Genomic DNA, 26,581 nt, shown 5'->3' on the forward strand with positions numbered 1-26,581 from the left:
CCATAAAAACAGCCATCCTTTCATGGAGTATCCATGAAAGGATGGCTGTTTTTGTTTGAAATTATACATAGATAACCTTAACTTGATGGCTATGGGCTGCTATGCCGTCTTTTTTCTATAGAAATTATAAACTTTTCACCATTCCGCCATCCACAAGGAAAGATTGGCCAGTCATATATGTATTTGCATCAGATGCAAGGAATGTAGCAAATGCTGCGAATTCGCTAGGGCGGCCATATCTGCTGAGAGGGATAATGGCTTCATATTGTTTTTGAACATCTTCTACTGTAATTCCACGCTTTTCAGCAGCTGTTTCATCTAAAGAAGCAATGCGATCTGTAGCGATACGTCCTGGTGCAATGGTATTAATTAAAATGTTGTATGGAGCAAGTTCAGATGCTAATGTTTTTGCTAAGCCTGTAATGCCGACGCGGAACGTATTTGATAATAATAATCCAGGAATAGGCTCTTTAATAGAAGATGAAGCGATATTGATAATTTTACCGCCTTGTTCTTTCATATATGGAAGTACTTCACGAATTATACGGACATAACTTAATAAATTGAGCTCAAATGAATGATACCAATCTTCATCTGTTAGTTGTTCAAATGTACCTGGTTTAGGACCGCCAGCATTGTTAACTAAAATGTTAATTGTTCCAAAAGTTTGTACAGTATATTCTACCGCTTGTTTGATATTTTCTTTGTCTGTAACATCACAAACTGTATACATAACATTTCCTTTGTTTAGAGCAGTCAGCTCTTTTTGTAAGGACAATAGTTTTTCCTTATTACGGCTCAGTAGCATAACATTTGTTCCTTCTTTTACAAGCTCTGTAGCAATTGCTTTTCCTAAACCTTGACTAGAAGCAACAATAAGGGCTGTTTTTCCTGATAATCCAAGTTCCATATGTATCAACCTTTCTTTTTTATATTCCTTTTATTATAGATGAAAATGTTTCAAAAGAAAAATATACGATTTTGTTATCGGAAATTTTACAAATATTTACGGTATGTTTACTGTTTTCTAATATTCTCTTTAAAAATGAGAAGTAATATGAGATTGTACATATTCTATCAAAAGGAGGATAAGCAAATGAATAAATGGGTTAAGTCATTAACTGCTATGGCACTTGCGAGCTCTTTATTTATGGTAGGGTGCAGTAAAGATGAAGGTAAAAAGAAGGATGAGGATACAACAACGCAGCAAGACGAAAAGAAAGATCAGGGAACGAGCAAGGATAGCAATTCTTCAGATTCAAAAGAAAAGAAATAAGTTTGTTTTATAGTATATAGCAGAGCTTCCTCAATCAATGAGGAAGCTTTTTAGTTGTATATTTTCTGTTTGTACGAAAAAATAGAAGAAAAGAAATAGCAAGGAGAACACAGATGAGAGTATGTATATTTGGAGCAACGGGTAGAGTTGGATCGCGATTAATGAAGCTAGCATTACAAGCTTCATATCATGTTACAGTATTAGTTCGTGATTCAAATAAGCTTGAGATATCCCATGAAAATCTACAAATAGTAGAAGGGAATGTATTACATGAAGATGATATAAGAAAGGCATTAAAGAACGCTGATATTGTTATAAGTGCTCTTGGAACCGACGGTAATGGAACATTGTCAAAAAGTATGCCAAACATTATTAAACATATGGAAGAAGAGGGGATTGAGAGAATATTTACAATTGGAACAGCGGGTATTTTACAGGCTCGAATAGATCCGAATGCATATCGATTTCAATCAGAAGAGTCGAAAAGAAGATCGGCAAAGGCTGCTGAAGATCATTTAGCCGTGTATATGCTGCTTAAAAATAGTAGACTATGCTGGACGATTGTTTGTCCGACACATTTGCTTGATGGAGAAGGGACGAGGATATATCGAACGGAACGGGATATGTTACCGGTAGATGGATCACAGATTACAGTTGGGGATACTGCTCATTTCACGTGGGCCTTACTGAATGAAAAAACGTATGAAAATAGCCGTGTAGGCATTGCTTATTAAAAAACCATCCCTGAAAAGGGATGGTTAGAAAATAATATAACAAATAAAGATGATAATCATAATGATTTGTAAAATGGCTTTTGCTACTGTGCTGCTTAAAAATCCAACAACTGTCGCAATTCCGACCATAAAGGCTTCTTTTGGTGTCTTTTTATGCATCCTTTCTGTTATAAAGACAGACAAGAATGGGATGATAATGAGACCAAATGGCGGGAAGAAAAAGGAGCCGACAATAATGGAAAGCATCCCAACACGTTCGCCCCATTTTGTACTCCCATATTTTTTTAAGAAATATCCATTTGCAATGAAGTCAGCAATGAAAATAATAATCGTAAAAATGATTTGAATGACCCAAAAAGAAGTTGTTAATTCTTCAGCGTTTATACCAAAATGATAAATCAAATATCCTGCCCATAGAGCAAGTATGCCAGGGATAATCGGATAGATAAACGCGATAAATGATACGATAAAACAAGCAATAATACAAAGTGTTAATAAAACAGTCACCTTATAGCTCCTTTATACTATCTAGTTTATGTACAGCAATTTTTTTAATTTGATGGCCATCAAGCTCCAATGCTTTAAATTGAAAACCTGCGTATTCAATTGAATATCCAGGTTCAATATTTAAATCAATTGCTTGAGAAAGAAGCCAACCACCAATTGTATCTAAATCACTATCATCAATATGTAAGCCGAACATATCATTTACTTCAGAGATGAGCACTTTTCCATCTAGTACGGTGAGCTTAGGTGTTCGTTTTTCAATCATTGGTGATTCATCAGCGTCAAATTCATCTTGAATTTCTCCAATAATTTCTTCAATAATATCTTCCATTGTTAACAATCCAGCAGTTCCACCATATTCGTCCATTACAATTGCCATTTGGACACGATTCTTTTGAAGATGAATTAAAGTTTTGCGAATTGGAACGGTTTCAAAGACAGTTAAGACAGGATGAATGTATGCTTTTAACGGCTTGTGAATGCCTTTCGTTTGATCGTGAAAAATTTCTTTTGTATTTATCATCCCGATAATATCATCTTTATCTTTTTCAATAATTGGATACCGTGTATATTTTTCAGATGCTACGATGTCCATATTTTCTTCTAATGTGTTTTCAGTAGATAAACAAACCATTTCTGTACGAGGTACCATAATTTCTTTGGCAACACGATCATCAAATTCGAAAATATTATTTACATATTTATATTCAATCTGATTAATTTCGCCACTTTTAAAGCTTTCCCCTAAAATAAGTCGTAATTCTTCTTCTGAGTGAGCAAGCTCATTTTCCTTTGTTGGTTCTAAGCCGAATAGTTTTGTAAAGAATACAGCTGTACTATTAAGTGACCAAATGAAAGGATACATGATTTTATCAAACCAGATGAGTGGCTTGGCAAATTTCAATGTAATTGCTTCTGCTTTTTGAATCGCAAAAGATTTTGGAACAAGCTCACCTAATACAACATGGAAAAAGGTAATGACACTAAATGCAATGATAAAAGATAATGTGTTAGCCATTGTACCGGTAATATTTATTCTTTCAAATAATGGACGTAGTAAGTGTTCTACAGTTGGTTCACCAAGCCAACCAAGTCCTAAAGAAGTGATAGTAATACCGAGCTGACAGGCCGATAAATAAACATCTAAGTTAGAAATAACGCTTCTGGCAGCTAGTGCTTGCTTATTTCCTTCATTTGCAAGCTGATCAATTCGACTTTTCCGTACTTTTACAACCGCAAATTCGGATGCAACGAAAAAGCCAGAAATGAGAATGAGTACAAAAATGAGAAAAATATTTAATATGTCCAAGTGTGCTCTCTACCCCGAAGTGGGAATAAAGATGTCACCTCCTGCAAGTATGTTATACTTTTATAATAAATCGAAACGAAAATAATAGTCAAAGAAAATAAGTAAATATTAGCATGTTTTGTTAATTGTTTATAATTTTTTGTGTTATTTTGCCCTGATATACAAGAAATAACTCTTTACTTTAAGTTTTTAGAATGGAAGATTAAAGTGTATTTTCATTCTGTTATTTGTGCAATAATACGCCTATTTTAAAATTCAGTGGAAGCAAAGAAGTTTATTAGAAAAAAACTACAGTAAAAATTATGCTGCTGAAAAAGTGTCTATTTTGAGTAAATAACATAATTTTTACTAATATAAAGAAATCAAAAAGAAGATAACCCCTTATATATGGTAGGCAGTTATCTTCTTTTTTTAGGGACTTTTTCAGTGGCCTCTAAAAATTAGCATTTATTTTACTTTAACAGCGTTCTAGTGACAGCGTATGTTTGTTGTTTTGAATGGTTTGTTCTCCAAAGAGATTGGAAAAAAGAAAGAACGATGTATGGAATATAAAGAAGTAACAGACCAATTGTGACAACAGTTGGTGAATTTCCTCCAAATTGGATCATAAATTGCAGTAATCCATGCGTATGGAAAATACATTCCATAAAACAGAACGAAAGAATAATGGAGCTTAAAATAGATTTATGATTGGAGGCAAGCTCCATAAACAATGTGTTTACAAGAAAAGAAGAATCTCGTATTTCATGATCCTCTGTTTTACTTAAAAATGGTAACCATTTTTTTATTGCTTGCATAACGATAATCATTGATGTGCTAAATATGATGATAAGAGAAGAAAAGAATGGAACTGTTATGTATTTTGCTATGTAGAGAGAAAATAGTATGATTGAGCATTGTAATACAACGGTGCTAAATGAGTACGGTACCCAGTGTAATAACAAAATGTATTTCTTTAAAGATTTCGGTGCCTTTAAAAAAACACGGCCAATGGCTAAGCTAATGAAAAAACCAATTGCAAGCGTGAGTGTGAAACGAGTAATTGAAAAAAAATAAACTTCCCATATGTAAGGAAACAAAGGTGTAGAATGCCCTGAGGCATGTAATGCGGTCTTTGAGCTCATAATTGGCTGGGGTGAAAAAAGAATAGATTCATGCATCCAATCAATCATTGGAATCGATATAGAAGGAAAATGAACAGAATTATAAAAAATCCCAAGTAAGCCTTTCAAATAAGAACTTTCATGAGTTAATAATAAAGCGGGAATGGGACTTATAATAAGAACGATAAGAAATCCTATGAAAAAGCGAAATATGTAAGAACGGAATAAAGAAGTCATAAAAGCTCACCTACTCTTTGAATATTCAGAAAATTCTTATTCTTATTTTAACGCTTTTTCGAAGAACTTACAATATCTTTTTCTTTACATATTGGTATAAGCTGTAATCTCATATCATTTTTTCGTTTTCAACCTAAAGAAGGTATTGAGATATAATGGAGACTCCCCCCTTTACGTTGTAATAAGATGAAATTTCTCCATCTCTAAAAGTGAATCATTCATGGATAAATTATGACAACAATATGAAGAGTTTTCAGAAAAGTAAAATAAAATGTTTCTTTTTTTCTTAAAATATAATATAGTTATGGCACAGAAAGTATTTTAACATAAGGAGGCTTTTTATGAGAATAAGGGGAAATTATGTGCCAAAAAGAGAAGTTTTATATTGCTCTATTTCATTTACAATAGGTGAAGCATTGGATCATTTGAATAAAACTGGTTATCGCTGCGTTCCGGTTTTAGATGAAAAGAAAGAGAAATTTTTAGGAAATGTATATAAAGTAGATATTTTAGAATATAAAGGTTCATTAGAAGATGATTTATCAGAATTATTAAATGATAAAGAAGGCTATGTGAGAGAAGACTCTTCTTTCTTTAAGGTGTTCTTTACAATTAAGAAGCTACCATATTTGTCCGTTATTGATGAGAAAGGAACGTTTCTTGGCATCTTAACTCATAAAAAGGTATTTGAGCTATTAGAGGATGCATGGGGTGTTCATTCTAGCAAGTATTCCGTTATGGTAGGAACACAAGATTATAATGGAGCGATTCAAAAGCTATCTACAGTTTTGAAAAAATATAGTGGTATCCAAAGTTTAATGACATTTGATAATAATGCGTTATTAGTACGTAGAATTATGTTTACTTTGGGTGAAGAATTTAAGGCAGAAGAGCTAGAGAATTTATTAAAGGATTTAGAAGATCATGGATTTCGTGTTGTATATGTGGAAGAAATGAATAATCCACGTGAAGTAGAGATCATAGAGTAAACACGAAAAAGCCATCCGTTTTGATGTAGATGGCTTTTTCAATATATCAGTTAAGAAAGGATAAGCTTATTTTAGAATAACGAAATAAAGATGTGGGATTATTCTTTAGAAATATTTTTGCAAAAGAATAAAATGAAAGATACGTACATACTATTTCGTTTTTTGAAAAATTCCATATAAAAAATATGTTTCTATTTTTCAACTAAATGTGTTACTATATTTGTGACCAAAGTAAAGAGGTCTGACTTATTAACCCCAAGTTATAACACTCCTATGTTTTTAAAATTCAGAAAAAACAAATTATTAGTCAGAGTAAGAAAAATGGAGAAAAATATTGCCTTTTGAGGGCATATTTTATCATTATGAGCAGAGAGGAGGAGCATAGCATATTGTGAAAGAGAAAGAAATGATAAAGAACATGCTATGCAAAATAAAGAGATGAAGGGACGATTAAGGCCAGGAGATACGCTAGCGATTGGTTTAATGTTATTTGCATTATTTTTAGGAGCAGGAAATTTAATTTTCCCACCAGTATTAGGTCAACAAGCAGGTGAAAATGTTTGGATTGCCACAATTGGATTCCTTGTGACAGGAGTCGGACTTCCTCTATTAGCTGTAACCGCTGTAGCTTTTGTAGAGGGGGACTTGAAAGCGTTATCCTCTAGAGTGCATCCTATATTTGCGTTTGTTTTTCCACTTATTAGTTATTTAGCAATTGGACCATTCTTTGCAATTCCGCGTACAGGAGCAGTTTCATTTGAAATGGGAATGAAGCCATTTCTATCAGAAGCGTTTGTGTCAGAATGGTACATGCTGTTTCTTTACACAGCAGTTTTCTTTGGTGTTACTTGGTATTTATCATTAAATCCATCTAAATTAATTGATTGGTTTGGGAAGTTTCTTACTCCATTATTAGTATTAATTGTTGCTATAATTGTTGGGAAAGCGATTATTGATCCAATTGGGGTACCGGCTACGCCGTTAGATGCGTATAAAGATAATGCATTTTTTGGTGGATTTATTCAAGGGTATTTAACGATGGATGCTATTAGTGCTCTTGTATTTGGAATCGTTGTTGTACAAGTTATTCGTTCAAAAGGGATAAAGGAAAGTGGACAAATTGCGAAAACAACAATTGTATCTGGAATTATAGCCGTATTAGGCTTAACGTTAATTTATTTATCACTTGCTTATCTTGGTTCAACAAGTACCTCACTTGGTGTTTCGGATAATGGAGGTCTTATTTTAACGAAAGTTGCAAATGAGTTATATGGAACAAGTGGTAAAATACTGTTAGGGATTGTTATTACACTTGCATGTTTAACAACTTCAGTGGGACTAACATCTGCATGTGCAGGATTCTTTACAAATCTGTTTCCGAAATTTTCACATAAAACAATTGTAACCGTGGTATGTGTATTTAGTTTATTTGTATCAAATTTAGGATTAACACAGCTTATCGCAGTAACTTTACCAGTATTAATGATTATTTATCCTGTTGCGATTGTGCTAATTGTACTGTCATATTTCCATAAATGGATTGGACAACGTAATACAGTGTATATTGGTGCCATTCTAGGTGCTTTGTTAATTAGCATATTTAACGGCTTAGAAAGTGCAAATATTAAGTTCGATGCAATAACAAATGTGCTGCAAATGCTTCCTTTATACAAAGAAGGAATTGGTTGGTTACTACCATCATGTATTGGTGGGGTTATCGGTTACTTCCTATATAGACCAAATGAATCAAGTGAGTTGCAAGAGAAAGGTGCTTAGGCATCTTTCTTTTTTTAGAGGGAATTTGTATGTTTTGTCTAAATGATAATTGGGAGGGAGAATAAAATGGCTAATTTTGAAGACTTTTTACAGTTAGATTTACGTATTGGAACGATAAAAAAAGCGGAAGAGTTTAAAGAAGCGCGTATACCTGCAATTAAGCTAGAAATTGACTTTGGTGAACTTGGTATGAAGCAATCCAGTGCTCAAATTACGAAGAGGTATACACCAGAAGGGCTAATTGGAAAACAGATTATAGCTGTCGTGAACTTTCCACCCAAACGTGTTGCAGGTTTTAAATCAGAAGTACTTGTGTTAGGTGGAGTTCCAGAACAGGGGGATGTAATCTTACTGCAGCCTGATATAGAAGTCCCAAATGGAACATCTATTAGTTAAATAGGAGGGGACCAGGGGTGGAAGTTGGAAAAGTTTATTTAGAATGTGCTGTTTCAAACTTTAAGACGATTCAAAAGCAAGGTGAACGTACACTTTCACAGTTATCATATGAACAAATATATTGGAAACCTCATGAAGAAGCAAATAGTATTGCAATTATTATCAAACATTTACATGGTAATATGCGATCAAGATGGACAGATCTTTTGACAACAGATGGTGAAAAACTAGATCGAAATCGCGATGATGAGTTTGAAGGTGGTTATGCTTCAAAAGAAGAAGCGCTAGTAGCATGGCAAGAAGGCTGGGAGTATGTTTTTCAAGCACTGCAATCTTTAACTCCGCAAGACATTTTAAGGATTGTGCATATTCGCGGAGAGGAACATAGTGTGATACAGGCAATTGAAAGGCAGATTGCTCATTATGCATCACATATCGGACAAATTATTTATGCTGGAAAATTACTGAAAGAAAAAGAGTGGGAGTGTTTAAGTATTCCCAAAGGACAGTCTAATCATTATCTTCAAAAGTGACGTTCAATATAATAATAAGAAATAAACCGATATAGAGAAGGTGTTAAAAAAAAGATCCAAATTACTGATGGCTCAGTTATGGTTAAAATGCTCCCTATAGCAAGAGTATACCAAATGAAATATACTCCAAATAGAGTATTAATAGGAATAAAACGAGAAAAGAAAAATTGTTGGCTAAAACAAGTATTATGAAATAAGTAGATGCGTATGTAAAGTATTGAGGTAATAAGATCTTGCTTTCTGACAATTTTTTTCTGACATTTATGACATATAAAAGTTTGTCTCATTTCTACACTCCATTTAAGCATTAAGTTTTTCTTAAATTTGTTACTAGTTTATAAAAAAGAAGATATAGAGAGTATACCCCTACATAGGCACCTGTGATGAGGAATAACGGGTTTAATAATATACTGTGTATGGTTGTCATAAATACTAAACCACGTATTAACACATCGTATATGTGTAAAGCAATTATAGTACCGAGTATATACAAAGAGCAGTATGCACAAACGTCTAAAACAATACGGACTTTAGGATGTACTGCAAATAAAAGAAAAAGAAATGATAAAACAATAGGAAGTAAACCTATGATAAGCTTCAATTCATTTCACCTCTATGACAATATTGCCGAAATTTAGGCAGTCTATTCTCAATGGCTTGTACATAAGTTGAAATAGAGAGGGTGATGTTATGAATCGAGGCTTTTTTTATGTGAAATTAACAAGTGTACGCAAGTTAATCTTATTTATTATCATTACGGTGCTAGCGACTTTTTTTCTTATTAGTATGTTAGTTACTTCAATGAAAGAAACAAAGTCAACGTATTTATATAATTGGTTGAATGAGTTATCGATGAATGGGTATATGTATGTGATTGGAAAGGAAAATCATTATTTTACACAAGAATATCGAAATTTAAACCAAGAGTTTTCAATTTCATCATTTCTATTTTCGGTGGCGACGAATATTCGTTTTGATGATGTACGTAGCTTTGTTGGGAAAGAACTTCCGGGCTTTGGAAAGTACGATACGGAAATCGTTATCGCTGGTGAAGGGACGAACTATTCTAATTTGCCGATAGAATCGAGTGTTCCGCTTGAAGAAGTTGTGAAAGAACGGACAGGAGAAATAGGACAAGCTCCTAAGAAGGATGCAAATCAAGAAAAGAAACAACCAGCTCAAACAACATGGAAAAGACAAGTTGCTTTTATTTATCATACGCATAGTTGGGAGTCATTTTTACCATTATTAAATTTGACGAATGATCCAGATTCGAATAAAGCCACGAGCTCTGTGACGAATATTTCTATGCTTGGGGAACGATTCCGTGAACAATTAGAAAATGAAGGGATAGGAGCCGTTGATGATAAAACAGATGTCGGGAAAAAGTTGATTAGTAAGGGATTAAATAGTAACAGTTCTTATAAAGTGTCTCGAGAAATTGTACAGGAAGCAATGACGAGTAATAAAGAATTACAATATTTTTTTGACTTGCACCGAGATAGTGCTCGGAAAAATGTTACAACAAAAACAATCGGGGATAAATCGTATGCGAAACTTGCTTTTGTAATTGGAAAAGGGAATAAAAATTATGAGAAAAACTTACAATTAGCAACCGCGCTACATGAAGCGATTAATGCGAAATATCCTGGAGTAAGCCGTGGGGTTATTCAAAAGGGATTTCAAACTGGAAACGGTGTTTACAATCAAGACTTATCAGGACAAGCGATTTTAATTGAGGTGGGAGGTGTAGATAATACATCTGAAGAATTAAATCGTTCAATTGATGCGCTTGCCAAGGCGTTTAGTGAATATTTTTGGCAAGCTGAGAAGGTGAATGGATAAACGTAAGCTTGATGCTTACGTTCTTTTTTTGTTTAAAAAAGAACAAAGGGAAGATTATCTTTATTCTACTGTTGCGAGCAATAAGCTTCTTATCTCAAATTTAAGGGGGAATGAAAAGTTCACTTTATTGACACAATTTTTCTTTCATTATACTAATATCGAAATTTGTCTATTTATCCTGAAGAAAATAGAAAGGGATTTTCTGGTGAAATATCGAAATTTTCTTTATAAATAAAATTTTTATACTATAAAATTGATAGGGTGGTAGGAATGATTCGAGAAATTCGAGTAGAGGACGCAGCAGCATTTTTACAATTAGGAAAACGATTGGACGAAGAAACGACCTTCATGCTATTAGAACCAGGTGAACGGAATATGACAGTAGAGCAACAAGCGAAGATGATTCAACGTTTTATAGAAAATAATAATTCTACAATATTTGTAGCCACTCATGAAGAACAAGTGGTAGGGTTCATTTTAGCTAACGGCGGGAATGTGCAAAGAAAAAAGCATGTTGCAACAATTGTGATTGGGATTTTACAAGAATATAGTGGCCAAGGTATTGGAACATCTTTGTTTAAAGAAATAGAAAACTGGGCAAAATTACATGATGTATGGCGTTTGGAATTAACAGTAATGGCCCACAATACAAGAGCGCAGGCACTATATAGAAAAGCAGGGTTTGAACAAGAAGGTGTCAAGAAAGCTTCTCTTATCATCGATGGAAAGAATGTCGATGAGTATTATATGGCCAAATTATTAAAATAAGAGGTCGTTTTATGAAAAAAAGATGGGCACTACTGAGTGTCGTATTAGTTGTAGTTGTGATTGTAGTAGCAGGCATGAATTATAAAATGTATAAGGATAAGCAGGCGCAAGAAGTCAATGCTAGTGTAGCGTTTCCAAAAGAACAAGAAACCATTACTAAAATGGAAGGAGATATTGCGGTTGTAAATAATCCTGATTCCATACTTGTACTTGTAAATAAAAACAGACGGTTACCAGATCGCTATAAACCGCAAGATTTAGTCATTCCGAAAGTACGTTATTCGAATGAAGGAGATCAAGAGAAGAAGAAGATGCGGAAAGAAGCGGCTGTGGCGCTTGAGAAAATGTTTCAGCAAGGAGATCAGGAGAGGATTTTTCTCTTTGCGGTCTCTGGCTTCAGATCTTTTGACCGGCAAAAGGCATTAAATACAATGTATAAAATACAAGATGGGGAAGCGAAAACAGCGATGTCTAGTGCGATTCCAGGAACGAGTGAACATCAGACGGGACTTGCAATGGATATTACATCACAATCTGCTAAATTCCAATTAGAGTCTATTTTTGGTGATACAAAAGAAGGGAAATGGCTTGCTCAAAATGCACATAAGTTTGGATTTGTTATTCGATATACAAAAGAGAAAGAATCTATTACTGGCTATCGGTATGAGCCTTGGCACGTACGGTATGTAGGGAATCCACAGGCTACGTATTTATATGAGAATCAACTCACCTTAGAAGAGGCAATGAAGTAATCAATTGAGGGGAGACGGATCAGATGGCGATGTTATATAAGAAAAAGGTATACGCATATATTACAAGGGAAAAGGAAGGCATGATGCAATTACTTGTTTTTACACATCGTAATATGCCAGAAGCAGGTATACAAGTTCCGGGTGGTACAGTTGATGAAGGAGAAAAATTAGAAATAGCACTACTGCGTGAAGTGATGGAAGAGTCAGGACTGCGTCATTTGTGCATAGAACGTTTCATTGATGATTATATCATCTACGTGAAAGAAAAGCAGGAGTATCAAAAATGCCATTTCTTTCATATTTCTTTACTAACGGACGTTAAGGATACATGGGAACATATAGTAAGTGCGGGAGAGGAAGATGAGGGCCTGACATTTTGTTATAAATGGATTGATATAACAAAATGTCCTATGTTAGCAGGGAAACAGGGTGAATTTGTACATTTGCTAGAAGAGATGTATGTGAAATGAAAATTTGTTTATACACTAAAAACGTTTTAGACGGATTTTGTTCGTCTAAGACGTTTTTTTATTTTCCTTGAAAAGGAAGGTTTTTGAAAGTGAAAGTTGAAATTCTAAGTAGAGTTTTTATTTGTCGAAACGAGGAGAGAGCGAAATGATTAAAGTTAATAAGTAATAAGATAAGATTTGAAACTAGGGAAGAACTAGTAAGGGGAGAAATTTGATGGAGATTCAATTTAATAAACTACTAAAAAGAGAATTAACAATTCATGATATACAAACAGCGATGGAAAATGGGGAATTTACTTCGAAAGAGCTAGTTATGTATTATCTTCATAGGATAGCAAAGTATGATCAAGACGGTCCGAAAATAAATTCTATCCTAGAAATCAATCCAGATGCAATTTTTATTGCGGAAGGATTAGATCATGAAAGAAAGATAAAGGGTGTTAGGGGGCCTTTACATGGTATTCCTGTTCTCCTAAAAGATAATATCGAAACAAAGGATTCTATGCATACAAGTGCAGGGACAATTGCTCTTGAAAATTATGTGAGTAGTCAAGATGCATTTCTTGTTGAAAAACTACGTGAAGCGGGTGCAGTCATATTGGGGAAGGCGAATATGACAGAATTAGCAAATGGAATGTCTTTTGAAATGTGGGCTGGATATAGTTCAAGAGGAGGCCAAGTCATTAACCCATATGGCCCAGGTAATGATAACCTTTTTGTTGGTGGTTCGAGTACAGGATCGGCAGTAGCTGTTGCTGCAAACTTTACCGTTTTATCTGTTGGGACAGAAACGGATGCTTCTATTTTAAGCCCAGCCGTGCAGAACTCTGTAGTTGGTATTAAGCCTACTGTTGGTATAATAAGCCGAAAAGGGATTATACCTTTCACATATGCACAAGATACAGCGGGACCATTTGCTAGAACAGTAACAGACGCGGCAATTCTATTAAGTAGTTTAGCTGGGATAGACCAGCTCGATCCTGCAACTTATAAAAGTGAAGGGAGAGTTCCGCAAGATTATACAATATATTTAGAGTCTAATGGTCTAAGAGGAGCTAAGATTGGCGTATTCAACAAAGCACCTGTAGACTATTATGAATCTGGCGAGTATGATGAAGAGCTATTTCAGAATGTGATACAAACATTGCAGGATGAAGGAGCGACAGTAATAGAAGGTATAGATATTCCATCTTTTCATAGGGAATGGAGCTGGGGAGTTTCATTGTATGAATTAAAGCATAGCTTGGATAACTATCTTTCTAAGCTACCTCCAACTATTCCGGTGCATTCTATTTCTGAATTAATAGCATTTAATAAAAGTATAGAAGAAAAAGCATTAAAATATGGGCAAAATAAGTTGGAATTAAGAAAGGATTTTCCTAATACGTTAAGAAATCATGAGTATTTAAATGCAAGGTTAGAAGATTTATATTTTTCCCAGGAGCAAGGGATTGATCTTGCCTTAAAGAAATACGATCTTGATGCTATTCTTTTTCCTTCATATATAGGGTCAACAATATGTGCCAAAGCTGGTTATCCTTCTATAGCGGTACCAGCTGGATATATGAAAAACGGAAGGCCTTTTGGAATTACTTTGGCAAGTACCGCTTTTAGCGAAGGGACTTTAATTAAACTTGCATATGCGTTTGAACAAGCTACAAAGCATAGAAGAACTCCGAATTTGTCGTAAATATATATACATCAATTAAAAAAATGACATAAACCCCCTCTTTTTAGGTGGGAGAGAGCATCTGGCCATGCATAGAAGCGGTCAGGGCCTTTTTCTGCCACATGCGAAGTAAGAACAGAAAGAGCAAACGAGTGTAGGTTATTTTTTATTCTGTATAGCAGGGATTTAGATGGCGAAAAATTAAAATGGATTTATATAGTAAAAAAGGATAGGGCGCCCTATCCTTTTTCTACTATATAAAGTTAAAGAGAAACGTCCTTTTCTTGCTGCTTCGTGTGTTTTAGTAAAATAAAAGATAAACAAGCAGAACATAAAATAAGAAAAGAAGCAATGATATAAATCGTACGTACACCGAAAATATCGGTGATGATACCAACGCTTAGCATTGAGAGACCTGAAGCGGTTGAAGTGAGTGTACCGTGAGCGGTATACATTTTTGATAATAAAGAAGGTGATACACTTGTTTGTAAAACAGTTGTTTGAGAAATATCTCTCATTTGATGAGAAGGACAATTATACTTGTAAAGGAATAAGCAGCAGCTTGAACGATTTGTGTTGAAAAAGAAAAGACACTATTTACTTTTACTAACTTTTCTTGTGGTGTTAGGCGTGGAATAACAGCGTATAATAAAGGAGAACTCCAGCCACCGCATAATGAAATAAGGATAACGAAAGTTAAAAGAACAGTAACGTTTGATGATAAAATAGGAAATAAAATTGTTAAGAGAATTAAAAAGATTGTTTTGATCCATTGTAGTGTAAAGAGTAATGAATAAGACGGAAAACGATTTATTAGAAGTGGTGCAGATGTATTAGCAATTAGGTTTGCAATAACTTGTAATAATGGAAAAAGGGCTGTGATAGTAGATGATTTGGTTGTCATATATATATGAGTAGTAAGAATCATAACATAAACAACATCAGCGAGAGTAATACATATTTTAGACATCCAATAAAAAGATAAGGGGTGTTTGTGCAATAAGGATGCCTCCTTTGAATAATTATTTTTTCTTTATATTTAATATAATCTGTAAAATGAATTTTGGAAAGAATTTTATTTTTGTAACTTTTACACAAGGATTTTCATGTATAATGAAGAATATATTAATATACTATTTTATTAATACCCATTGCGACAGTGAATATGTATAATAGCTTCTAGTAATGGACCCCGTATGGAGTAGATGAGTGTGATTTTTTATCTACTATTGATGGTTAGTCTTCACGGATTAAGCTTTTATGGATAATTATTTATCCGTTTACACAAGTCTACCTTGTTTTCTCTGAATCTTTAGACGGGGGAGTTGCTGCTCGCGAATAGCGGGATAAACAATTCTTTTTCTCATATACATGTAGAAAATAGAAAAGAAAGTGAGGGTGGCATATGAATGGATGGGTAGTTTGGTTTATTATAGCTGGAATTTTATTTATTGCAGAGATGTTATCAATTACTTTTTACATGCTGTGGCTTGGAATTGGAGCTGTTGTCGGAGGTCTTATTGCACTATTTGCCCCAGAGGCATTATTTCTACAAGTTGTTGTAGGTGCAATTGTGAGTTTAACTTTAACTTTCTTTACGAAAAGAATCTCCAAAAATTTTCGAGAGGCAAAAGGGTTTACCGACACTGTCGATAAACTTGCTGGCAAAAAAGGTATCATCATGCAAGCGATTACAAGTGAGGGGAATGGGATTGTGAAAGTGGATGGAGATATTTGGACTGCTATTTCAAATGTCCCCATTTCTGCTGGAGAAAGAGTCATCGTTATAAAGAGGAGCAGTACTGTTTTATATGTGAAAAAGGAGAGTGAATAAGGATGGTAGCATTAACATTAACGATTATTTTTGCATTAATTGTCGTTGTATTCGTAGCGTTAGCAATTAAAATTATTCCACAGCAAAAAGTTGGGGTTATTGAAAGATTTGGTAAATTTCAACGTATTATGCATCCGGGGTTAAACCTTTTAATCCCAATTGTAGATCGTGTTCGCGTGTACCATGATTTACGTATTCAACAAACGAATGTACCACCGCAAAAAGTTATTACAAAAGATAACGTACAAGTGGAAATCGATACAATTATTTTCTATCAAATTGTTGAACCAGAACTAGCAACATATGGTATTTCTAACTACGAATATGGTGTTCGTAATATTACTTCTGCAACAATGCGCCAAATTATTGGTAAGATGGAACTTGATGAAACATTATCAGGCCGTGAGAAAATTTCAACGGAAATTCGTTTAGCTCTTGATGAAGCAACAGAAAAATGGGGCGTGCGTATCGAACGTGTGGAAGTGGTTGATATTAATCCGCCGAAAGACGTGCAAGTATCGATGGAAAAACAGATGAAAGCAGAGCGTAATAAGCGTGCGATTATCTTAGAAGCGGAAGCGGCTAAACAAGATAAAGTCCTTCGTGCTGAAGGAGAAAAACAAAGCAAAATTTTAATGGCTGAAGGGGATAAAGAAGCGCGTATTCGCGAAGCAGAGGGTATAAGAGAAGCAAAAGAACTAGAAGCACAAGGGGAAGCAAGGGCAATCGAAACAATTGCGAAAGCGGAACAAAACCGTATTGAATTAATACGTGAAGCGAATTTAGATGAGCGCGTTCTTGCTTATAAATCATTTGAATCATTAGCTGAAGTTGCAAAAGGGCCAGCTAATAAAGTCTTCATCCCATCAAATGCAATTGAAACACTCGGCACACTTGGTGCAATCGGTGAAATTTTTAAAGAAAAACAAGCGAAGAAATTACCTTCTTCTGATACACCAAAAGAACAATAGAAACGAGAAAGAGAAATGGGCTGCCATTTCTCTTTTTTTTTAGGGGGATTCCATGAAACGATTTTTACATGTTTTAAAGATTTGTATGGTGGGTGTATTTGTTTTGATTTGGTGTTGGGTAATGAAAGATATCATTTTCAATTCATACTTAAACTATTCTGTTTGGTTACATTGACTATATATTGTTTGTTTCTCGTTAAGTTCTATCAACGCGTATAGATCAAATAAAAAGGTATTTGCTTTCCTATTCTTTTTAGCAGTTGCACTAAATGTAACAAGTGTATTGAAAATGTATATTACATAAAGCTTGTACATATCAATGTATAAAGAAGGTGATACATTGAAAAAGTATGCAACTCGTATACGTGGGAAGAAATTACTGCTGTTTATTTTATCCTATGCATTTGTAATAGTAGCAACGGCGTCTATTGTGACTTCGCTTTTACATACAATGAAATCTTATTATGTGAATCAGTGGTTTGGGAAGGTTTCGATGCAAGGTTTTGTTCGAATGCTGGAGAATGAAAATCATTATTTTGCATTTGATTATTTTAAAACAAATAAGCGAGAATCAGTTGGGAATTTGTTATTTTCTATTGCGACGGATCTTAAAATACAAGATTTAAGAACGTTCGTTGGAAAAGAAGTGCCTGGGATGTCAAAGTACTATTCTAATATTATCGTAGCTGGAGAAGGAACAGATTATACGAATATTCCCAATGAATCTAGTGTGCCAATTGAAGAGGTAACGAAAGAACGTGAAGTAGCGAAGGAGAAAGTTAAAGAAGCAGACGAAAAGAATCCTGTACAAAAAAATAAAAGCGATGTAAAAGGTGAAAGTGCTATATTTATTTATCATACACATAGCTGGGAATCTTTCTATCCATTATTACCTGGAGCGAAAAGTCCATCGAGTCCAGATGTAAATGTTTCGCTTTTAGGAGAGCGTCTAAAAGAACAATTGGAGGGACAAGGAATACCAGTTTTTCATGATAAAACAAACATGGGAGATTTACTAGCGAATAAGAAATTAAAATGGTATCAAGCATATAATGCATCTCATGGTTATGTGAAAGAAGCGTTAGCGCAAAATAAAAAAATTATGTTTCCAATCGACATTCATAGGGACGATCAACGAAAGAATGTTACGACAAAAGTGATTAATGGAAAATCCTATGCAAGGTTGTATTTTATAATAGGAATGGAAAACGAAGGGCATTCCAATAATGAAAAGATTGCAAGAGCGATAAATTCATATCTAGATGAAAACTATTACGGATTAAGTCGAGGGATTTTCCCAAAATATAAAAAGGATGGAAATGGCGTTTATAATCAAGATTTATCAAAAAATGCAATGCTTATCGAAGTTGGTGGCGTTGATAATACTTTAGAAGAGCTATATAACACGATTGATGTACTCGCTGAAGTGTTTAGTAAATATTATTGGGATGCAGAGAAAGTGAATGGATGATGTGAAAGGAACAGGAGACTGTTCTTTTTTGTTTAAACAGCATACGAAACATGGTAGAATTTTCTTTTGGGAATATTCCGAATAATAGAGGGTAGGAATGCAAATACTATTAATCTGGCACGGAGAATCAGAAGCAGATATTTTAAATGTACATGAACAAATTGCGATTGTTGCACATGGTGGAGTAATGAACAGTATATTACGTGCTTTTTTCCAAATGCCAATCAATAGGGATTATTATTTTAAAACAGGAGATACAGGCATTAGTTTAATTGAACTTAGGGATAAAGAGAGAATCATTCATTTTATTAACGGAGTCATTTGGCAGGCATATAGGATATTTATTACTGAATAATACAATTAATCGATAAGGATGTCATTAGAATGAGAGAAGCATAGAGTTATTTAGTAATGAGACAGGGGGATAATATGTACAAAGTTGTATTTTTTGATGTCGATGGCACTTTATTAAGTGAGATTGATAGGAGCATACTAGTAAGCACGAAAGAAGCGATTGAGAAATTAATTGAAAAAGGAATAAAAGTAGTGGTTACAACAGGAAGGCCGCACAATTTGTGTGAAGAGTTTAAGACAATGGGTATCGATACGTTTATTTCTGCCAATGGTGCACTAATAAAATATAATGATAGCGTTATACATAAATCAGTGATTTCAAGAGAAACAGTTCAAGATATCTCGGTTTTTGCTGAGGTAAATGGGTATGGTGTTTCTTATCTTACTGAAATATTCGCAATGAACGGAATGGCTTCTGATGATGAAAGGGTAATGAAAGCATTAAAAGAGACTTTAAACTTACAACAATATCCTAAAAAAATGAAATCACTTTCAGAAGAAGTTTATTGCGTGTGTTTGTATGCAAATGAAACAGAAGCTCAAAAATTTCTAGAAAGATTTCCAACACTCAAATTCGAACGTTTTCACGGTTACGTTACGAATGTACTTGAAGATACTGAAGTTTCTAAGTTAACGGCTATTAAAAAGGTGTTGGATTATCTCAATATTTGTAGATCGGAAGCGATCGCTTTTGGGGATGGTGGAAATGATATTGATATGTTGGAGTATGTAGGTTTAGGAATTGCCATGGGAAATGGTGGGGAAAAGCTAAAGCAAAAGGCAGATTTCGTTACAAAAAAGGCAAGCGAAGGTGGGATAGACTACGCATTAACGAAATTTGGTATCATTTAAAAGGCAATCACCAGTTAAGTAATTTTAATTAAGGAATTCTTCGTGTTCTTATTGATTTCTTTATTCGAATGAAAAAATCATTCGAATAAAGAGATTTTGAGGTCCTTAACATGTTCAATTAATAAAATATGAATTTGTCCACGATGATGATAAATGTGAGCAACAATTTCAAGTAACCACTCGAATCGAGAATAAGAAACACCCCAATATGCGGTCATAACTTCAGCTAGTTCATTATTTGAATAAGATAAGAACGTTTTAGAAAGAAGTGCATATCCTTGGAGTAGCATTTCTTTCATTTGAGGAATTGTTTTTGATGTTTGTTCTAAATAAAAGGTATTTAACTCTTCTTGTGTAGCGCCATTTAAAATAAGTAAATCAGCATGACAAATAAGTGAGAGATGAGTACACATTTCAAATAGCGATCTTTTGTTTTGCAGTGGTTTAATTTGTAAATCTTTTTCGTCGAATTGATTAAGTATTTGTATAAATGTATCAATGGCAACTTTAAGTTGATGCAGCGCAGCTTGAACAAACATTGTAATTCCCCTCATTTTCGTATATAATGGTGTCTTAAGAGTATTATATCATACTCAAAATTCCGAAAATTCTAGTAGTTTGACTAAAAAAATGAAAAATATTATATTGTAAAAGGTCATATTAAACGAGAAATAGAATGGAAAGCAATTATTGAGTTAGGAGTTTAGATCGATGAGTTCGATATATGGAAGAGATACAATTGTTGAAGTGAATTTAGATGATGTAAAACATAATGTGAGAGAATTTAAAAAACGTGTGAACGATGAAAATATTACAATGATGGCAGCTGTCAAAGCAAATGGGTATGGCCATGGATCAGTTGAAGTGGCAAAAGCGGCAATTGAGGCAGGAATTCATCAACTTGCTGTTGCATTTGTAGATGAAGGAATTGAACTGCGCGAGGCAGGAGTGACTGTACCGATTTTAGTTTTAGGCTATACGCCAGTGGATGCTGTTAAAGATGCGATTGAGCATGATATTATGATAACGGTATATAGAGTAGAGGATTTAAAAGGTATCAATGAAATTGCCAATCAGCTTGAAAAGAGAGCTCGTATTCAAGTGAAAATCGATACAGGAATGAGCCGGATTGGTCTACAAGAAGAAGAAGTCTTGCCGTTTTTAGAAGAACTAAAAAATATGAAATATATAGAAGTAGAAGGTATGTTTACACATTACTCTACAGCTGATGAAGTTGATAAAACGTATACAAATATGCAAATGAATTTATTTGAGAAAGCTGTAAATACAGCAAAAGAACTAGGAATTCATCTCCCGTATATCCACAGTTCAAACAGTGCTGGATCAATGGAGCTTGGTAATACGTTTCAAAATATGGTTCGTGTTGGGATTGGGATTTATGGTATGTATCCTTCAAAAGAGGTAGATCATAAAGCCGTGTCTTTAAAGCCCGCATTATCATTAAAGTCGAAAGTAGCTCATATTAAGCATGCGAAAAAAAATCGTGGTGTAAGTTATGGGAATACGTATATGACAACGGGTGAGGAATGGATTGCGACTGTACCAATTGGATATGCGGATGGTTACAATCGTCAATTATCTAATAAAGGATCTGCACTAATTAATGGAATTCGTGTGCCGGTTCTTGGCCGTGTTTGTATGGATCAATTAATGCTGGATGTTACAAAGGCAATGCCTGTACATGTAGGAGATGAAGTAGTTTTCTACGGGAAACAAGGTAAGGAAGAAATTTCTGTAGAGGAAATTGCAGATTTACTAGGAACAATTAACTATGAAGTGACTTGTATGTTAGACCGAAGAATTCCACGTGTGTATAAAGAAAATGGTGAAATAACTACCGTGGTGAATATATTAAGAAAAAATAAATGAGGAAAAGGCTGAATCATATTGTTATGATTCGGCCTTTTTACGTATTAGTTCACTTTATGACATATAAAGATCATTCTATTTACACCATGAGATTGGATGTTTTTAAAACCGGCAGATTGCAGAGAAGAGATAATTTCTTCTTTTGGATAACAAGCTTCTGTGAAAGAGAAATCGCTTCTCCGCCAAATATCTTCTCTATCATATTTAAAAAGTATAAAATCCATCCTCCCTATTTTTTGTATATGATCATAGCTGGGATTTACTGTACATATATAATTAGGTTCTACAATATGAAAGGGATTTTTCCAGCCGTCAATAAATGCATTTTCCATATTGACATCAAATGCGAAGATACCATTGTTTTCTAATATAGAGTAAACGTTACAGAATACATTTGTCAGTTCTTCTAAATTCATAATATGATTTAAGCTATCTCCAACAGATAGGACGTAATTAAATTTTTCCTCGGTACTAAAAAAACGAGCATCGTCTACGATGAGAGATGCTTCGGGTACATTTTCGCGTGCGTGCTGAATCATTTTGGATGATCCATCTATTCCTGTTACGGTGAACCCTTTATCAACTAGTTTTCTTGTAAGATGACCAGTACCACAGCAAAGATCTAACACATGAGCATTTTGTGGTGCGTTGTGCAAAAGTAGTTTTTCATACGCAGGGTAGGCTTGCTCGGCAAAGTGTCCCCAATGCTTATTATAAATAGATGCGAAAATATCATAATCAGAATAAATGACTTTGTTTGGCATATGTATCCTCCTTGTATTCCGCCAAATTATAATTGTTCGTAAAGTTTTAGAGCATTGCGGTTTTTTGTTTCAACTTCTAATACAATCTTTGTATGTCATTCAGCGACTCGTGTATATACGATATATTCTAGGATGTTTCTTCTGTATCCTTTTTCTGGATAAAAAGGATGCACAGCGAAGCCGGATAGGGGGAGTGTATTTTGGGTATTCATGGTAATTATTCCTACCGACTGTTTATCATTTTAACCGAGAAGCCCCCCTCCTCTAAACGGAGTGAAGGTGGGGGATGAATCGGTTTTTTCTTTTGTAAAGAAAACGTCTCTTTTTTATGGAACGTATGTTTGTTTTGGCGTATGCTAATCGTATCAAATAAATTGAAGCTACTTTTAGTTTGGAAACCAAGCTTCTTTCAGTAATTTTACAACAGTTTCAATACAATTTTCTTGAATACCGCCGAAGCCGAGTAATACATATGATTCCTTTCGTAAATCATGCACGGAATCGTATATAGAAAGAGGATACAGTTTGATTCGTTTTGTTGCAGCAGCGTCAATAAGTGCTTGTTCGGTCATGCCGTTATGAACATGCAGTACGATATGAAGTCCTGATTGTTCCCCGAGTATATGAACGTGAGTCCTCATTTCACTCGTGATGGATTTAACTAACGCGATGTGTTTTCTTTTATATAACGTACGAATTCGATTTATATGCCGATTCCAGTCTCCTTTTTGAATAAAGGTGGCAAAAGCAAGTTGTTGCATCGTTGAAACAGTTTGTTTAAAGATGCCCCCGAGTTCTTTATACGCTTGTAACAGATGATTTGGTAATACGATATATCCCATTCGTAAAGAGGGTAAAAAGCATTTTGAGAAAGTTCCCATATAAATAACACGTTCGTTTGAATCGAGTCCTTGTAAGGAGGGAATGGGTTTTCCTACGTAGCGAAATTCCCCATCATAATCATCTTCAATAATATAGCCGCCACAATTATTGGCCCATTTTAATAATTCAAGTCTTCTAGATAAAGGCATAATCATTCCGTACGGAAATTGATGCGATGGAGTGACGTATGCTACGTTTGCATGTGATTTACGTAAAGCTGAAATATCAATTCCTTTTTCATCTAATGGAATAGGATGAATTGAGAGCCCGCAACTTTTAACAATCGCATTTACGCGATGAAATCCAGGGTTTTCGATCCCATATTCCTTTGTAGGACCAAGTAGTTGAAGAAGCAGCCAAAGAAGAGGTTGTGTACCAGCTCCAATAATAATTTGATCAGGTGAAGAGTTTACGCCGCGAGCATGATATAAATATTTTGAAATATGCTCTCGAAGAATGAATTCGCCTTGTGGATCTTCTCTGGAAAATAAATGTTTTTCGTATTGGAGTAAGGTTTCTTGTAATGCTCTTTTCCAGTTTGAAATTGGAAAAGCTGTTTGATCAATGATCCCTTGACTACAATCGAAATCGTATTGTTCCTCTTTTCGTTTGCTAGTTTCGTACGACAAGCTATTTTGTTTAATTGGAATCACATCGATATCAACTTTTGCAACGAATATACCGCGCTTCGGTTTACTTTCTACGTATCCTTCTGCAGATAATTGCTGATAAGCAGATTCAACTGTAATACGGCTAACGTTAAGCTGTGATGCTAAGTTTCTGTGTGAGGGAAGACGGGTTCCAGCAGGAAGCATTCCCTTCAATATTTCTCGTTTTATATGGTCGTAAATTTGTATATAAATGGGTGTTGTGCTTTTTAGTTTTAGCGGAATCGTAAAATCCATCGTATACAGTCCACCTTCCTAACTGGCCTTATAAAAAATAGATAAACTGTCACTTAAGCGAAAGGCAGTTTCTGCTTATAATGATGATATAACATTTGGAAAATTTTATAAATAGTTAGGGGAGAGTATAATGAATATTAGAGAAGTGAAAACAGAAGCGCAGTTACATGAGGTATTACCTGTTTTGCAACAATTACGAATTGCACTTTCAAAAGAAGAGGTAAGTTCTTTATTCCAACAAATGAAAGAAGAAAATTACAAACTGTTTTCATTATGTAATAACGAAGATGAAGTTGTGAGTCTTGCTGGTGTAGCAGTTTGTACGAACTTTTATAATAAAAAACATGTTTTTGTTTATGATCTTGTAACGGCGGAAGCACATCGATCAAAAGGATACGGAAAGGTTCTTTTGTCATATATAGAGAAATGGGGGAGAGAAAAAGGGTGCAGTTCTATCGTTCTGACATCCGCATTTTCGAGAGTTGACGCGCATCGATTTTATGAAAGAGAAGGATATGACAAGGTAAGTTATTCTTTTCACAAAGAATTATAATTGATAAGGAAAAAAGTAGATTCTACATGTAATAGAATCTGCTTTTTATATTGTAGAGTAAATGATTTACCAAAAAGGTGTAATAGGCGATTTTACTGCTCGAACAGATATTTCTTGTGCGCAAATAAGTGTAAGGAAAGGTGATATGGTTTCTCTTATTGATAACAGCTGTACAGGATATGATTTAATAAAAAAAGATGGTTTGGAAGGTTGGATTAAGAAAGGTCTTCTTAAATTAGATGAGAAGGAGTTAAAGGTGTTTAGCTAATAAAAAATAGGAGGGAGATCCTCCTATTTTTTATACCGTTCATCTCTTCTTGAAAACGTTGGTACATTTTTTGAATTTGTTGCCTACTAAGTGCCTCCTTAATTATCTAAAAGAATTAAAATTTAGAAGATTGTTTTTGATCTTGTATAAGTAAATATATAGTGCTAGGTATTATAACTATAGTCATACTTAAAATGATTACAAGGATACCGTATTCCCTATATGGAGCGGGAATAGTTAAGGGAAGAAGGCAAATGAAAATACCAGCTATTATAAGTGATACGCTACAAATTTTTGTTGCTTTCCTCTCAAGATGTTTATGATTCCATTGAAATGATACAGTTGATTTTGTAGTATCAATTTTTGAGCTGAAGTAGCCGGTTAATATAAGAAGTAAACCTACTGCGAAAAAGACAAGAGTTTCAAGTGGGATAGGGAAGCCAAGGGCGATTAAAGCAATCATAGTGTCTGTAAAAAATAAAAAAAGTAGCATCGTATTTCCCATCCATAAAAAGAATTTTGGATTTTCCATTGCTTGTGAAAAACACCAAAATAGAAAGGCTAAAAAAGAGCATAATATTAAATTAATAATGATAAAAGTACTCTTATCCATAGATGAAGTAGGATTGCCATTAAAGTCCCACTTCGTTACAATTTCTGAAGGTAAAAAGAAATATAAAGCGATGTTTGTTGCGATAATAATAAGCAAGAGGATAATACCGAAAGGATTTTTCATCGTTTCACCTGCTTTCTACATACTAAAAAAGTGATGATTTAAGTATTTATGAAATATTAGGGTTTCTTACAAAATTATACAATACAATTAAGGTTTTTGTTTTGATTTTTCAGAAAAAACATTATAATTGTATATATTAAATAACAAAGTGTGTAGGAGGAGCTTATGCAAAAAGTCATGTTAAAGGGGAATAAAATTACGATTCGCACAATTGAAGAAAGTGATATAAAGCTATTATGGGATCTCGTATTTAAGGAAGAAAATCCAGAGTGGAAGAAATGGGATGCACCATACTTTCCGTTTTCTATTCAAGAGTATTCAGTGTACAAAGAAAACTTACAATTACGATTAAAAGAAGAACCATTATCCCAGCTTATTGTTGAAAATGAAGGTGAAATAATCGGAACGGTAAGTTTTTATTGGGAACATAAGCCGACGCGTTGGCTAGAGATGGGCATTGTCATTTATGACCCAGCATATTGGAATGGCGGTTACGGTACAGAAGCTTTACGATTGTATAGAGATTTGCTATTTGAAAATATGGAGATTGGTAGAGTTGGGTTAACGACTTGGTCTGGAAATGAACGAATGATAAAAGTAGCTGAAAAAATAGGGATGCAGTTAGAAGGAAGGATGCGGAAATGTCGCTATTATAACGGTACATATTATGATTCGATCCGTATGGGGATGATTCGTGAAGAATGGGAAGCGTTACATGTAACAAAGAAATGAAGAAA

At 34.3% G+C, this 26,581-nt stretch carries 28 protein-coding genes and 3 pseudogenes; 20 read left to right on the forward strand and 11 right to left on the reverse strand.

Annotated features, from left to right (window positions below; all coding sequences use genetic code 11):
• Positions 1-124 precede the first annotated feature (124 nt).
• On the reverse strand, positions 125-910 hold the full coding sequence (locus ACIQ7L_RS13335) for an SDR family oxidoreductase (RefSeq protein WP_400569765.1): 786 nt from the start codon (positions 908-910) through the stop codon (positions 125-127).
• A gap of 186 nt (positions 911-1,096) precedes the next feature.
• On the opposite strand from ACIQ7L_RS13335, the gene ACIQ7L_RS13340 reads away from it, so the two are divergent.
• The gene (locus tag ACIQ7L_RS13340) at positions 1,097-1,276 is read left to right on the forward strand and encodes a hypothetical protein (protein ID WP_400569767.1); all 180 of its coding nucleotides are present in this window, start codon (positions 1,097-1,099) and stop codon (positions 1,274-1,276) included.
• 113 nt (positions 1,277-1,389) lie between these two features.
• Positions 1,390-2,010, forward strand: a complete 621-nt coding sequence (locus ACIQ7L_RS13345; protein ID WP_400569769.1) for an NAD(P)-dependent oxidoreductase — start codon at positions 1,390-1,392, stop codon at positions 2,008-2,010.
• A 24-nt stretch (positions 2,011-2,034) separates the two neighbouring features.
• On the opposite strand, the gene ACIQ7L_RS13350 is transcribed toward ACIQ7L_RS13345, so the two are convergent.
• The 3 genes from ACIQ7L_RS13350 to ACIQ7L_RS13360 form a co-directional block, all read right to left on the reverse strand.
• The gene (locus tag ACIQ7L_RS13350; RefSeq protein WP_400569771.1) at positions 2,035-2,517 is read right to left on the reverse strand and encodes a DUF456 domain-containing protein; all 483 of its coding nucleotides are present in this window, start codon (positions 2,515-2,517) and stop codon (positions 2,035-2,037) included.
• Position 2,518: 1 nt separating this feature from the next.
• The gene (locus ACIQ7L_RS13355) at positions 2,519-3,826 is read right to left on the reverse strand and encodes a hemolysin family protein (RefSeq protein ID WP_400569773.1); all 1,308 of its coding nucleotides are present in this window, start codon (positions 3,824-3,826) and stop codon (positions 2,519-2,521) included.
• A 452-nt stretch (positions 3,827-4,278) separates the two neighbouring features.
• Positions 4,279-5,166, reverse strand: a complete 888-nt coding sequence (locus ACIQ7L_RS13360; RefSeq protein WP_400569774.1) for a hypothetical protein — start codon at positions 5,164-5,166, stop codon at positions 4,279-4,281.
• 341 nt (positions 5,167-5,507) lie between these two features.
• Between ACIQ7L_RS13360 and cbpA the strand changes: the two genes are divergently transcribed.
• The 4 genes from cbpA (at position 5,508) to ACIQ7L_RS13380 (ending at position 8,860) form a co-directional block, all read left to right on the forward strand.
• Positions 5,508-6,155, forward strand: coding sequence for a cyclic di-AMP binding protein CbpA (gene cbpA, locus ACIQ7L_RS13365; protein WP_400569776.1), 648 nt, complete (start codon positions 5,508-5,510; stop codon positions 6,153-6,155).
• Positions 6,156-6,593: 438 nt separating this feature from the next.
• The gene (gene brnQ4 / locus ACIQ7L_RS13370; RefSeq protein ID WP_400570136.1) at positions 6,594-7,931 is read left to right on the forward strand and encodes a branched-chain amino acid transport system II carrier protein BrnQ4; all 1,338 of its coding nucleotides are present in this window, start codon (positions 6,594-6,596) and stop codon (positions 7,929-7,931) included.
• A gap of 66 nt (positions 7,932-7,997) precedes the next feature.
• Positions 7,998-8,327 carry a chaperone CsaA gene (csaA, locus tag ACIQ7L_RS13375; RefSeq protein ID WP_400569778.1) on the forward strand — a complete coding sequence of 110 codons (330 nt, stop codon included), beginning with the start codon at positions 7,998-8,000 and terminating at the stop codon, positions 8,325-8,327.
• A 17-nt stretch (positions 8,328-8,344) separates the two neighbouring features.
• A complete protein-coding gene (locus ACIQ7L_RS13380) occupies positions 8,345-8,860 on the forward strand; it encodes a DUF1572 family protein (protein ID WP_400569780.1) in 516 nt (171 codons plus the stop codon).
• On the opposite strand, the gene ACIQ7L_RS13385 is transcribed toward ACIQ7L_RS13380, so the two are convergent.
• Together ACIQ7L_RS13385 and ACIQ7L_RS13390 are read right to left on the reverse strand one after the other, a co-directional pair.
• On the reverse strand, positions 8,851-9,147 hold the full coding sequence (locus tag ACIQ7L_RS13385) for a permease (RefSeq protein ID WP_400569782.1): 297 nt from the start codon (positions 9,145-9,147) through the stop codon (positions 8,851-8,853). The genes ACIQ7L_RS13380 and ACIQ7L_RS13385 overlap by 10 nt on opposite strands.
• A gap of 20 nt (positions 9,148-9,167) precedes the next feature.
• Complete coding sequence (locus tag ACIQ7L_RS13390) at positions 9,168-9,461, reverse strand: hypothetical protein (RefSeq protein WP_400569784.1); 294 nt, start codon at positions 9,459-9,461, stop codon at positions 9,168-9,170.
• A gap of 89 nt (positions 9,462-9,550) precedes the next feature.
• On the opposite strand from ACIQ7L_RS13390, the gene spoIIP (ACIQ7L_RS13395) reads away from it, so the two are divergent.
• From spoIIP (ACIQ7L_RS13395) to ACIQ7L_RS13415, 5 genes are all read left to right on the forward strand, one after another.
• Positions 9,551-10,705 (forward strand): stage II sporulation protein P, encoded by a 1,155-nt coding sequence (spoIIP, locus tag ACIQ7L_RS13395; protein WP_400569786.1) that lies wholly within the window; start codon positions 9,551-9,553, stop codon positions 10,703-10,705.
• A 270-nt stretch (positions 10,706-10,975) separates the two neighbouring features.
• Entirely contained in the window at positions 10,976-11,473 is a 498-nt protein-coding gene (locus ACIQ7L_RS13400) for a GNAT family N-acetyltransferase (RefSeq protein ID WP_400569788.1), read from the forward strand.
• Between the two features lie 11 nt (positions 11,474-11,484).
• Entirely contained in the window at positions 11,485-12,225 is a 741-nt protein-coding gene (locus tag ACIQ7L_RS13405) for a M15 family metallopeptidase (protein WP_400569790.1), read from the forward strand.
• A 23-nt stretch (positions 12,226-12,248) separates the two neighbouring features.
• On the forward strand, positions 12,249-12,695 hold the full coding sequence (locus ACIQ7L_RS13410; RefSeq protein ID WP_400569791.1) for an NUDIX hydrolase: 447 nt from the start codon (positions 12,249-12,251) through the stop codon (positions 12,693-12,695).
• Between the two features lie 214 nt (positions 12,696-12,909).
• A complete protein-coding gene (locus ACIQ7L_RS13415) occupies positions 12,910-14,385 on the forward strand; it encodes an amidase family protein (protein WP_400569793.1) in 1,476 nt (491 codons plus the stop codon).
• Positions 14,386-14,627: 242 nt separating this feature from the next.
• On the opposite strand, the pseudogene ACIQ7L_RS13420 reads toward ACIQ7L_RS13415, so the two are convergent.
• Positions 14,628-15,334: pseudogene (locus tag ACIQ7L_RS13420) on the reverse strand (MFS transporter).
• A gap of 435 nt (positions 15,335-15,769) precedes the next feature.
• On the opposite strand from ACIQ7L_RS13420, the gene ACIQ7L_RS13425 reads away from it, so the two are divergent.
• The 5 genes and pseudogenes from ACIQ7L_RS13425 (at position 15,770) to ACIQ7L_RS13445 (ending at position 19,846) form a co-directional block, all read left to right on the forward strand.
• Entirely contained in the window at positions 15,770-16,198 is a 429-nt protein-coding gene (locus ACIQ7L_RS13425) for an NfeD family protein (RefSeq protein ID WP_400569795.1), read from the forward strand.
• A 2-nt stretch (positions 16,199-16,200) separates the two neighbouring features.
• Complete coding sequence (locus ACIQ7L_RS13430) at positions 16,201-17,169, forward strand: SPFH domain-containing protein (RefSeq protein ID WP_400569797.1); 969 nt, start codon at positions 16,201-16,203, stop codon at positions 17,167-17,169.
• 319 nt (positions 17,170-17,488) lie between these two features.
• On the forward strand, positions 17,489-18,640 hold the full coding sequence (gene spoIIP, locus ACIQ7L_RS13435) for a stage II sporulation protein P (protein WP_400569798.1): 1,152 nt from the start codon (positions 17,489-17,491) through the stop codon (positions 18,638-18,640).
• 145 nt (positions 18,641-18,785) lie between these two features.
• A pseudogene (locus ACIQ7L_RS13440) lies at positions 18,786-18,995 on the forward strand (histidine phosphatase family protein); the annotation flags it as partial.
• Between the two features lie 74 nt (positions 18,996-19,069).
• Positions 19,070-19,846 (forward strand): Cof-type HAD-IIB family hydrolase, encoded by a 777-nt coding sequence (locus ACIQ7L_RS13445; RefSeq protein ID WP_400569800.1) that lies wholly within the window; start codon positions 19,070-19,072, stop codon positions 19,844-19,846.
• 77 nt (positions 19,847-19,923) lie between these two features.
• Here the strand turns inward: ACIQ7L_RS13445 and ACIQ7L_RS13450 are convergent, their stop codons facing one another.
• On the reverse strand, positions 19,924-20,385 hold the full coding sequence (locus ACIQ7L_RS13450; RefSeq protein ID WP_400569801.1) for a DinB family protein: 462 nt from the start codon (positions 20,383-20,385) through the stop codon (positions 19,924-19,926).
• Positions 20,386-20,557: 172 nt separating this feature from the next.
• Between ACIQ7L_RS13450 and alr the strand changes: the two genes are divergently transcribed.
• Positions 20,558-21,736 carry an alanine racemase gene (gene alr, locus ACIQ7L_RS13455; protein WP_400569803.1) on the forward strand — a complete coding sequence of 393 codons (1,179 nt, stop codon included), beginning with the start codon at positions 20,558-20,560 and terminating at the stop codon, positions 21,734-21,736.
• 44 nt (positions 21,737-21,780) lie between these two features.
• Here alr and ACIQ7L_RS13460 read toward each other — a convergent pair whose 3' ends face one another.
• Both ACIQ7L_RS13460 and pdxR read right to left on the reverse strand, forming a co-directional pair.
• The gene (locus tag ACIQ7L_RS13460; RefSeq protein WP_400569805.1) at positions 21,781-22,500 is read right to left on the reverse strand and encodes a class I SAM-dependent DNA methyltransferase; all 720 of its coding nucleotides are present in this window, start codon (positions 22,498-22,500) and stop codon (positions 21,781-21,783) included.
• A gap of 386 nt (positions 22,501-22,886) precedes the next feature.
• Complete coding sequence (gene pdxR / locus ACIQ7L_RS13465) at positions 22,887-24,287, reverse strand: MocR-like pyridoxine biosynthesis transcription factor PdxR (protein ID WP_400569807.1); 1,401 nt, start codon at positions 24,285-24,287, stop codon at positions 22,887-22,889.
• A 130-nt stretch (positions 24,288-24,417) separates the two neighbouring features.
• Here pdxR and ACIQ7L_RS13470 point away from each other — a divergent pair, with 130 nt between their 5' ends.
• Together ACIQ7L_RS13470 and ACIQ7L_RS13475 are read left to right on the forward strand one after the other, a co-directional pair.
• The gene (locus ACIQ7L_RS13470) at positions 24,418-24,840 is read left to right on the forward strand and encodes a GNAT family N-acetyltransferase (protein WP_400569809.1); all 423 of its coding nucleotides are present in this window, start codon (positions 24,418-24,420) and stop codon (positions 24,838-24,840) included.
• 85 nt (positions 24,841-24,925) lie between these two features.
• A pseudogene (locus tag ACIQ7L_RS13475) lies at positions 24,926-25,108 on the forward strand (SH3 domain-containing protein); the annotation flags it as partial.
• 115 nt (positions 25,109-25,223) lie between these two features.
• On the opposite strand, the gene ACIQ7L_RS13480 reads toward ACIQ7L_RS13475, so the two are convergent.
• Positions 25,224-25,844, reverse strand: a complete 621-nt coding sequence (locus tag ACIQ7L_RS13480) for a DUF1648 domain-containing protein (protein ID WP_400569811.1) — start codon at positions 25,842-25,844, stop codon at positions 25,224-25,226.
• A gap of 165 nt (positions 25,845-26,009) precedes the next feature.
• Between ACIQ7L_RS13480 and ACIQ7L_RS13485 the strand changes: the two genes are divergently transcribed.
• Positions 26,010-26,576: a GNAT family N-acetyltransferase gene (locus ACIQ7L_RS13485; RefSeq protein ID WP_400569813.1), complete on the forward strand. Its 567-nt coding sequence runs from the start codon at positions 26,010-26,012 to the stop codon at positions 26,574-26,576.
• Positions 26,577-26,581: the final 5 nt, after the last annotated feature.

Source organism: Bacillus sp. NPDC094106 (assembly GCF_044764345.1).
Taxonomy (GTDB): Bacteria; Bacillota; Bacilli; order Bacillales; family Bacillaceae_G; genus Bacillus_A.

Bases quoted from the DNA above. Each gene is read 5' to 3' on its own strand.
- ACIQ7L_RS13360 (WP_400569774.1), bottom strand. From the start codon at position 5,166: ATGACTTCTTTATTCCGTTCTTACATATTTCGCTTTTTCATAGGATTT.
- pdxR (WP_400569807.1), bottom strand. From the start codon at position 24,287: ATGGATTTTACGATTCCGCTAAAACTAAAAAGCACAACACCCATTTAT.
- ACIQ7L_RS13415 (WP_400569793.1), top strand. From the start codon at position 12,910: ATGGAGATTCAATTTAATAAACTACTAAAAAGAGAATTAACAATTCAT.
- ACIQ7L_RS13340 (WP_400569767.1), top strand. From the start codon at position 1,097: ATGAATAAATGGGTTAAGTCATTAACTGCTATGGCACTTGCGAGCTCT.
- ACIQ7L_RS13480 (WP_400569811.1), bottom strand. From the start codon at position 25,844: ATGAAAAATCCTTTCGGTATTATCCTCTTGCTTATTATTATCGCAACA.
- ACIQ7L_RS13405 (WP_400569790.1), top strand. From the start codon at position 11,485: ATGAAAAAAAGATGGGCACTACTGAGTGTCGTATTAGTTGTAGTTGTG.
- cbpA (WP_400569776.1), top strand. From the start codon at position 5,508: ATGAGAATAAGGGGAAATTATGTGCCAAAAAGAGAAGTTTTATATTGC.
- ACIQ7L_RS13410 (WP_400569791.1), top strand. From the start codon at position 12,249: ATGGCGATGTTATATAAGAAAAAGGTATACGCATATATTACAAGGGAA.
- ACIQ7L_RS13400 (WP_400569788.1), top strand. From the start codon at position 10,976: ATGATTCGAGAAATTCGAGTAGAGGACGCAGCAGCATTTTTACAATTA.
- ACIQ7L_RS13345 (WP_400569769.1), top strand. From the start codon at position 1,390: ATGAGAGTATGTATATTTGGAGCAACGGGTAGAGTTGGATCGCGATTA.
- csaA (WP_400569778.1), top strand. From the start codon at position 7,998: ATGGCTAATTTTGAAGACTTTTTACAGTTAGATTTACGTATTGGAACG.
- ACIQ7L_RS13460 (WP_400569805.1), bottom strand. From the start codon at position 22,500: ATGCCAAACAAAGTCATTTATTCTGATTATGATATTTTCGCATCTATT.
- ACIQ7L_RS13450 (WP_400569801.1), bottom strand. From the start codon at position 20,385: ATGTTTGTTCAAGCTGCGCTGCATCAACTTAAAGTTGCCATTGATACA.
- ACIQ7L_RS13335 (WP_400569765.1), bottom strand. From the start codon at position 910: ATGGAACTTGGATTATCAGGAAAAACAGCCCTTATTGTTGCTTCTAGT.
- spoIIP (WP_400569798.1), top strand. From the start codon at position 17,489: ATGTATAAAGAAGGTGATACATTGAAAAAGTATGCAACTCGTATACGT.
- ACIQ7L_RS13430 (WP_400569797.1), top strand. From the start codon at position 16,201: ATGGTAGCATTAACATTAACGATTATTTTTGCATTAATTGTCGTTGTA.
- spoIIP (WP_400569786.1), top strand. From the start codon at position 9,551: ATGAATCGAGGCTTTTTTTATGTGAAATTAACAAGTGTACGCAAGTTA.
- brnQ4 (WP_400570136.1), top strand. From the start codon at position 6,594: ATGAAGGGACGATTAAGGCCAGGAGATACGCTAGCGATTGGTTTAATG.
- ACIQ7L_RS13485 (WP_400569813.1), top strand. From the start codon at position 26,010: ATGCAAAAAGTCATGTTAAAGGGGAATAAAATTACGATTCGCACAATT.
- ACIQ7L_RS13425 (WP_400569795.1), top strand. From the start codon at position 15,770: ATGAATGGATGGGTAGTTTGGTTTATTATAGCTGGAATTTTATTTATT.
- ACIQ7L_RS13470 (WP_400569809.1), top strand. From the start codon at position 24,418: ATGAATATTAGAGAAGTGAAAACAGAAGCGCAGTTACATGAGGTATTA.
- ACIQ7L_RS13445 (WP_400569800.1), top strand. From the start codon at position 19,070: ATGTACAAAGTTGTATTTTTTGATGTCGATGGCACTTTATTAAGTGAG.
- ACIQ7L_RS13385 (WP_400569782.1), bottom strand. From the start codon at position 9,147: ATGAGACAAACTTTTATATGTCATAAATGTCAGAAAAAAATTGTCAGA.
- alr (WP_400569803.1), top strand. From the start codon at position 20,558: ATGAGTTCGATATATGGAAGAGATACAATTGTTGAAGTGAATTTAGAT.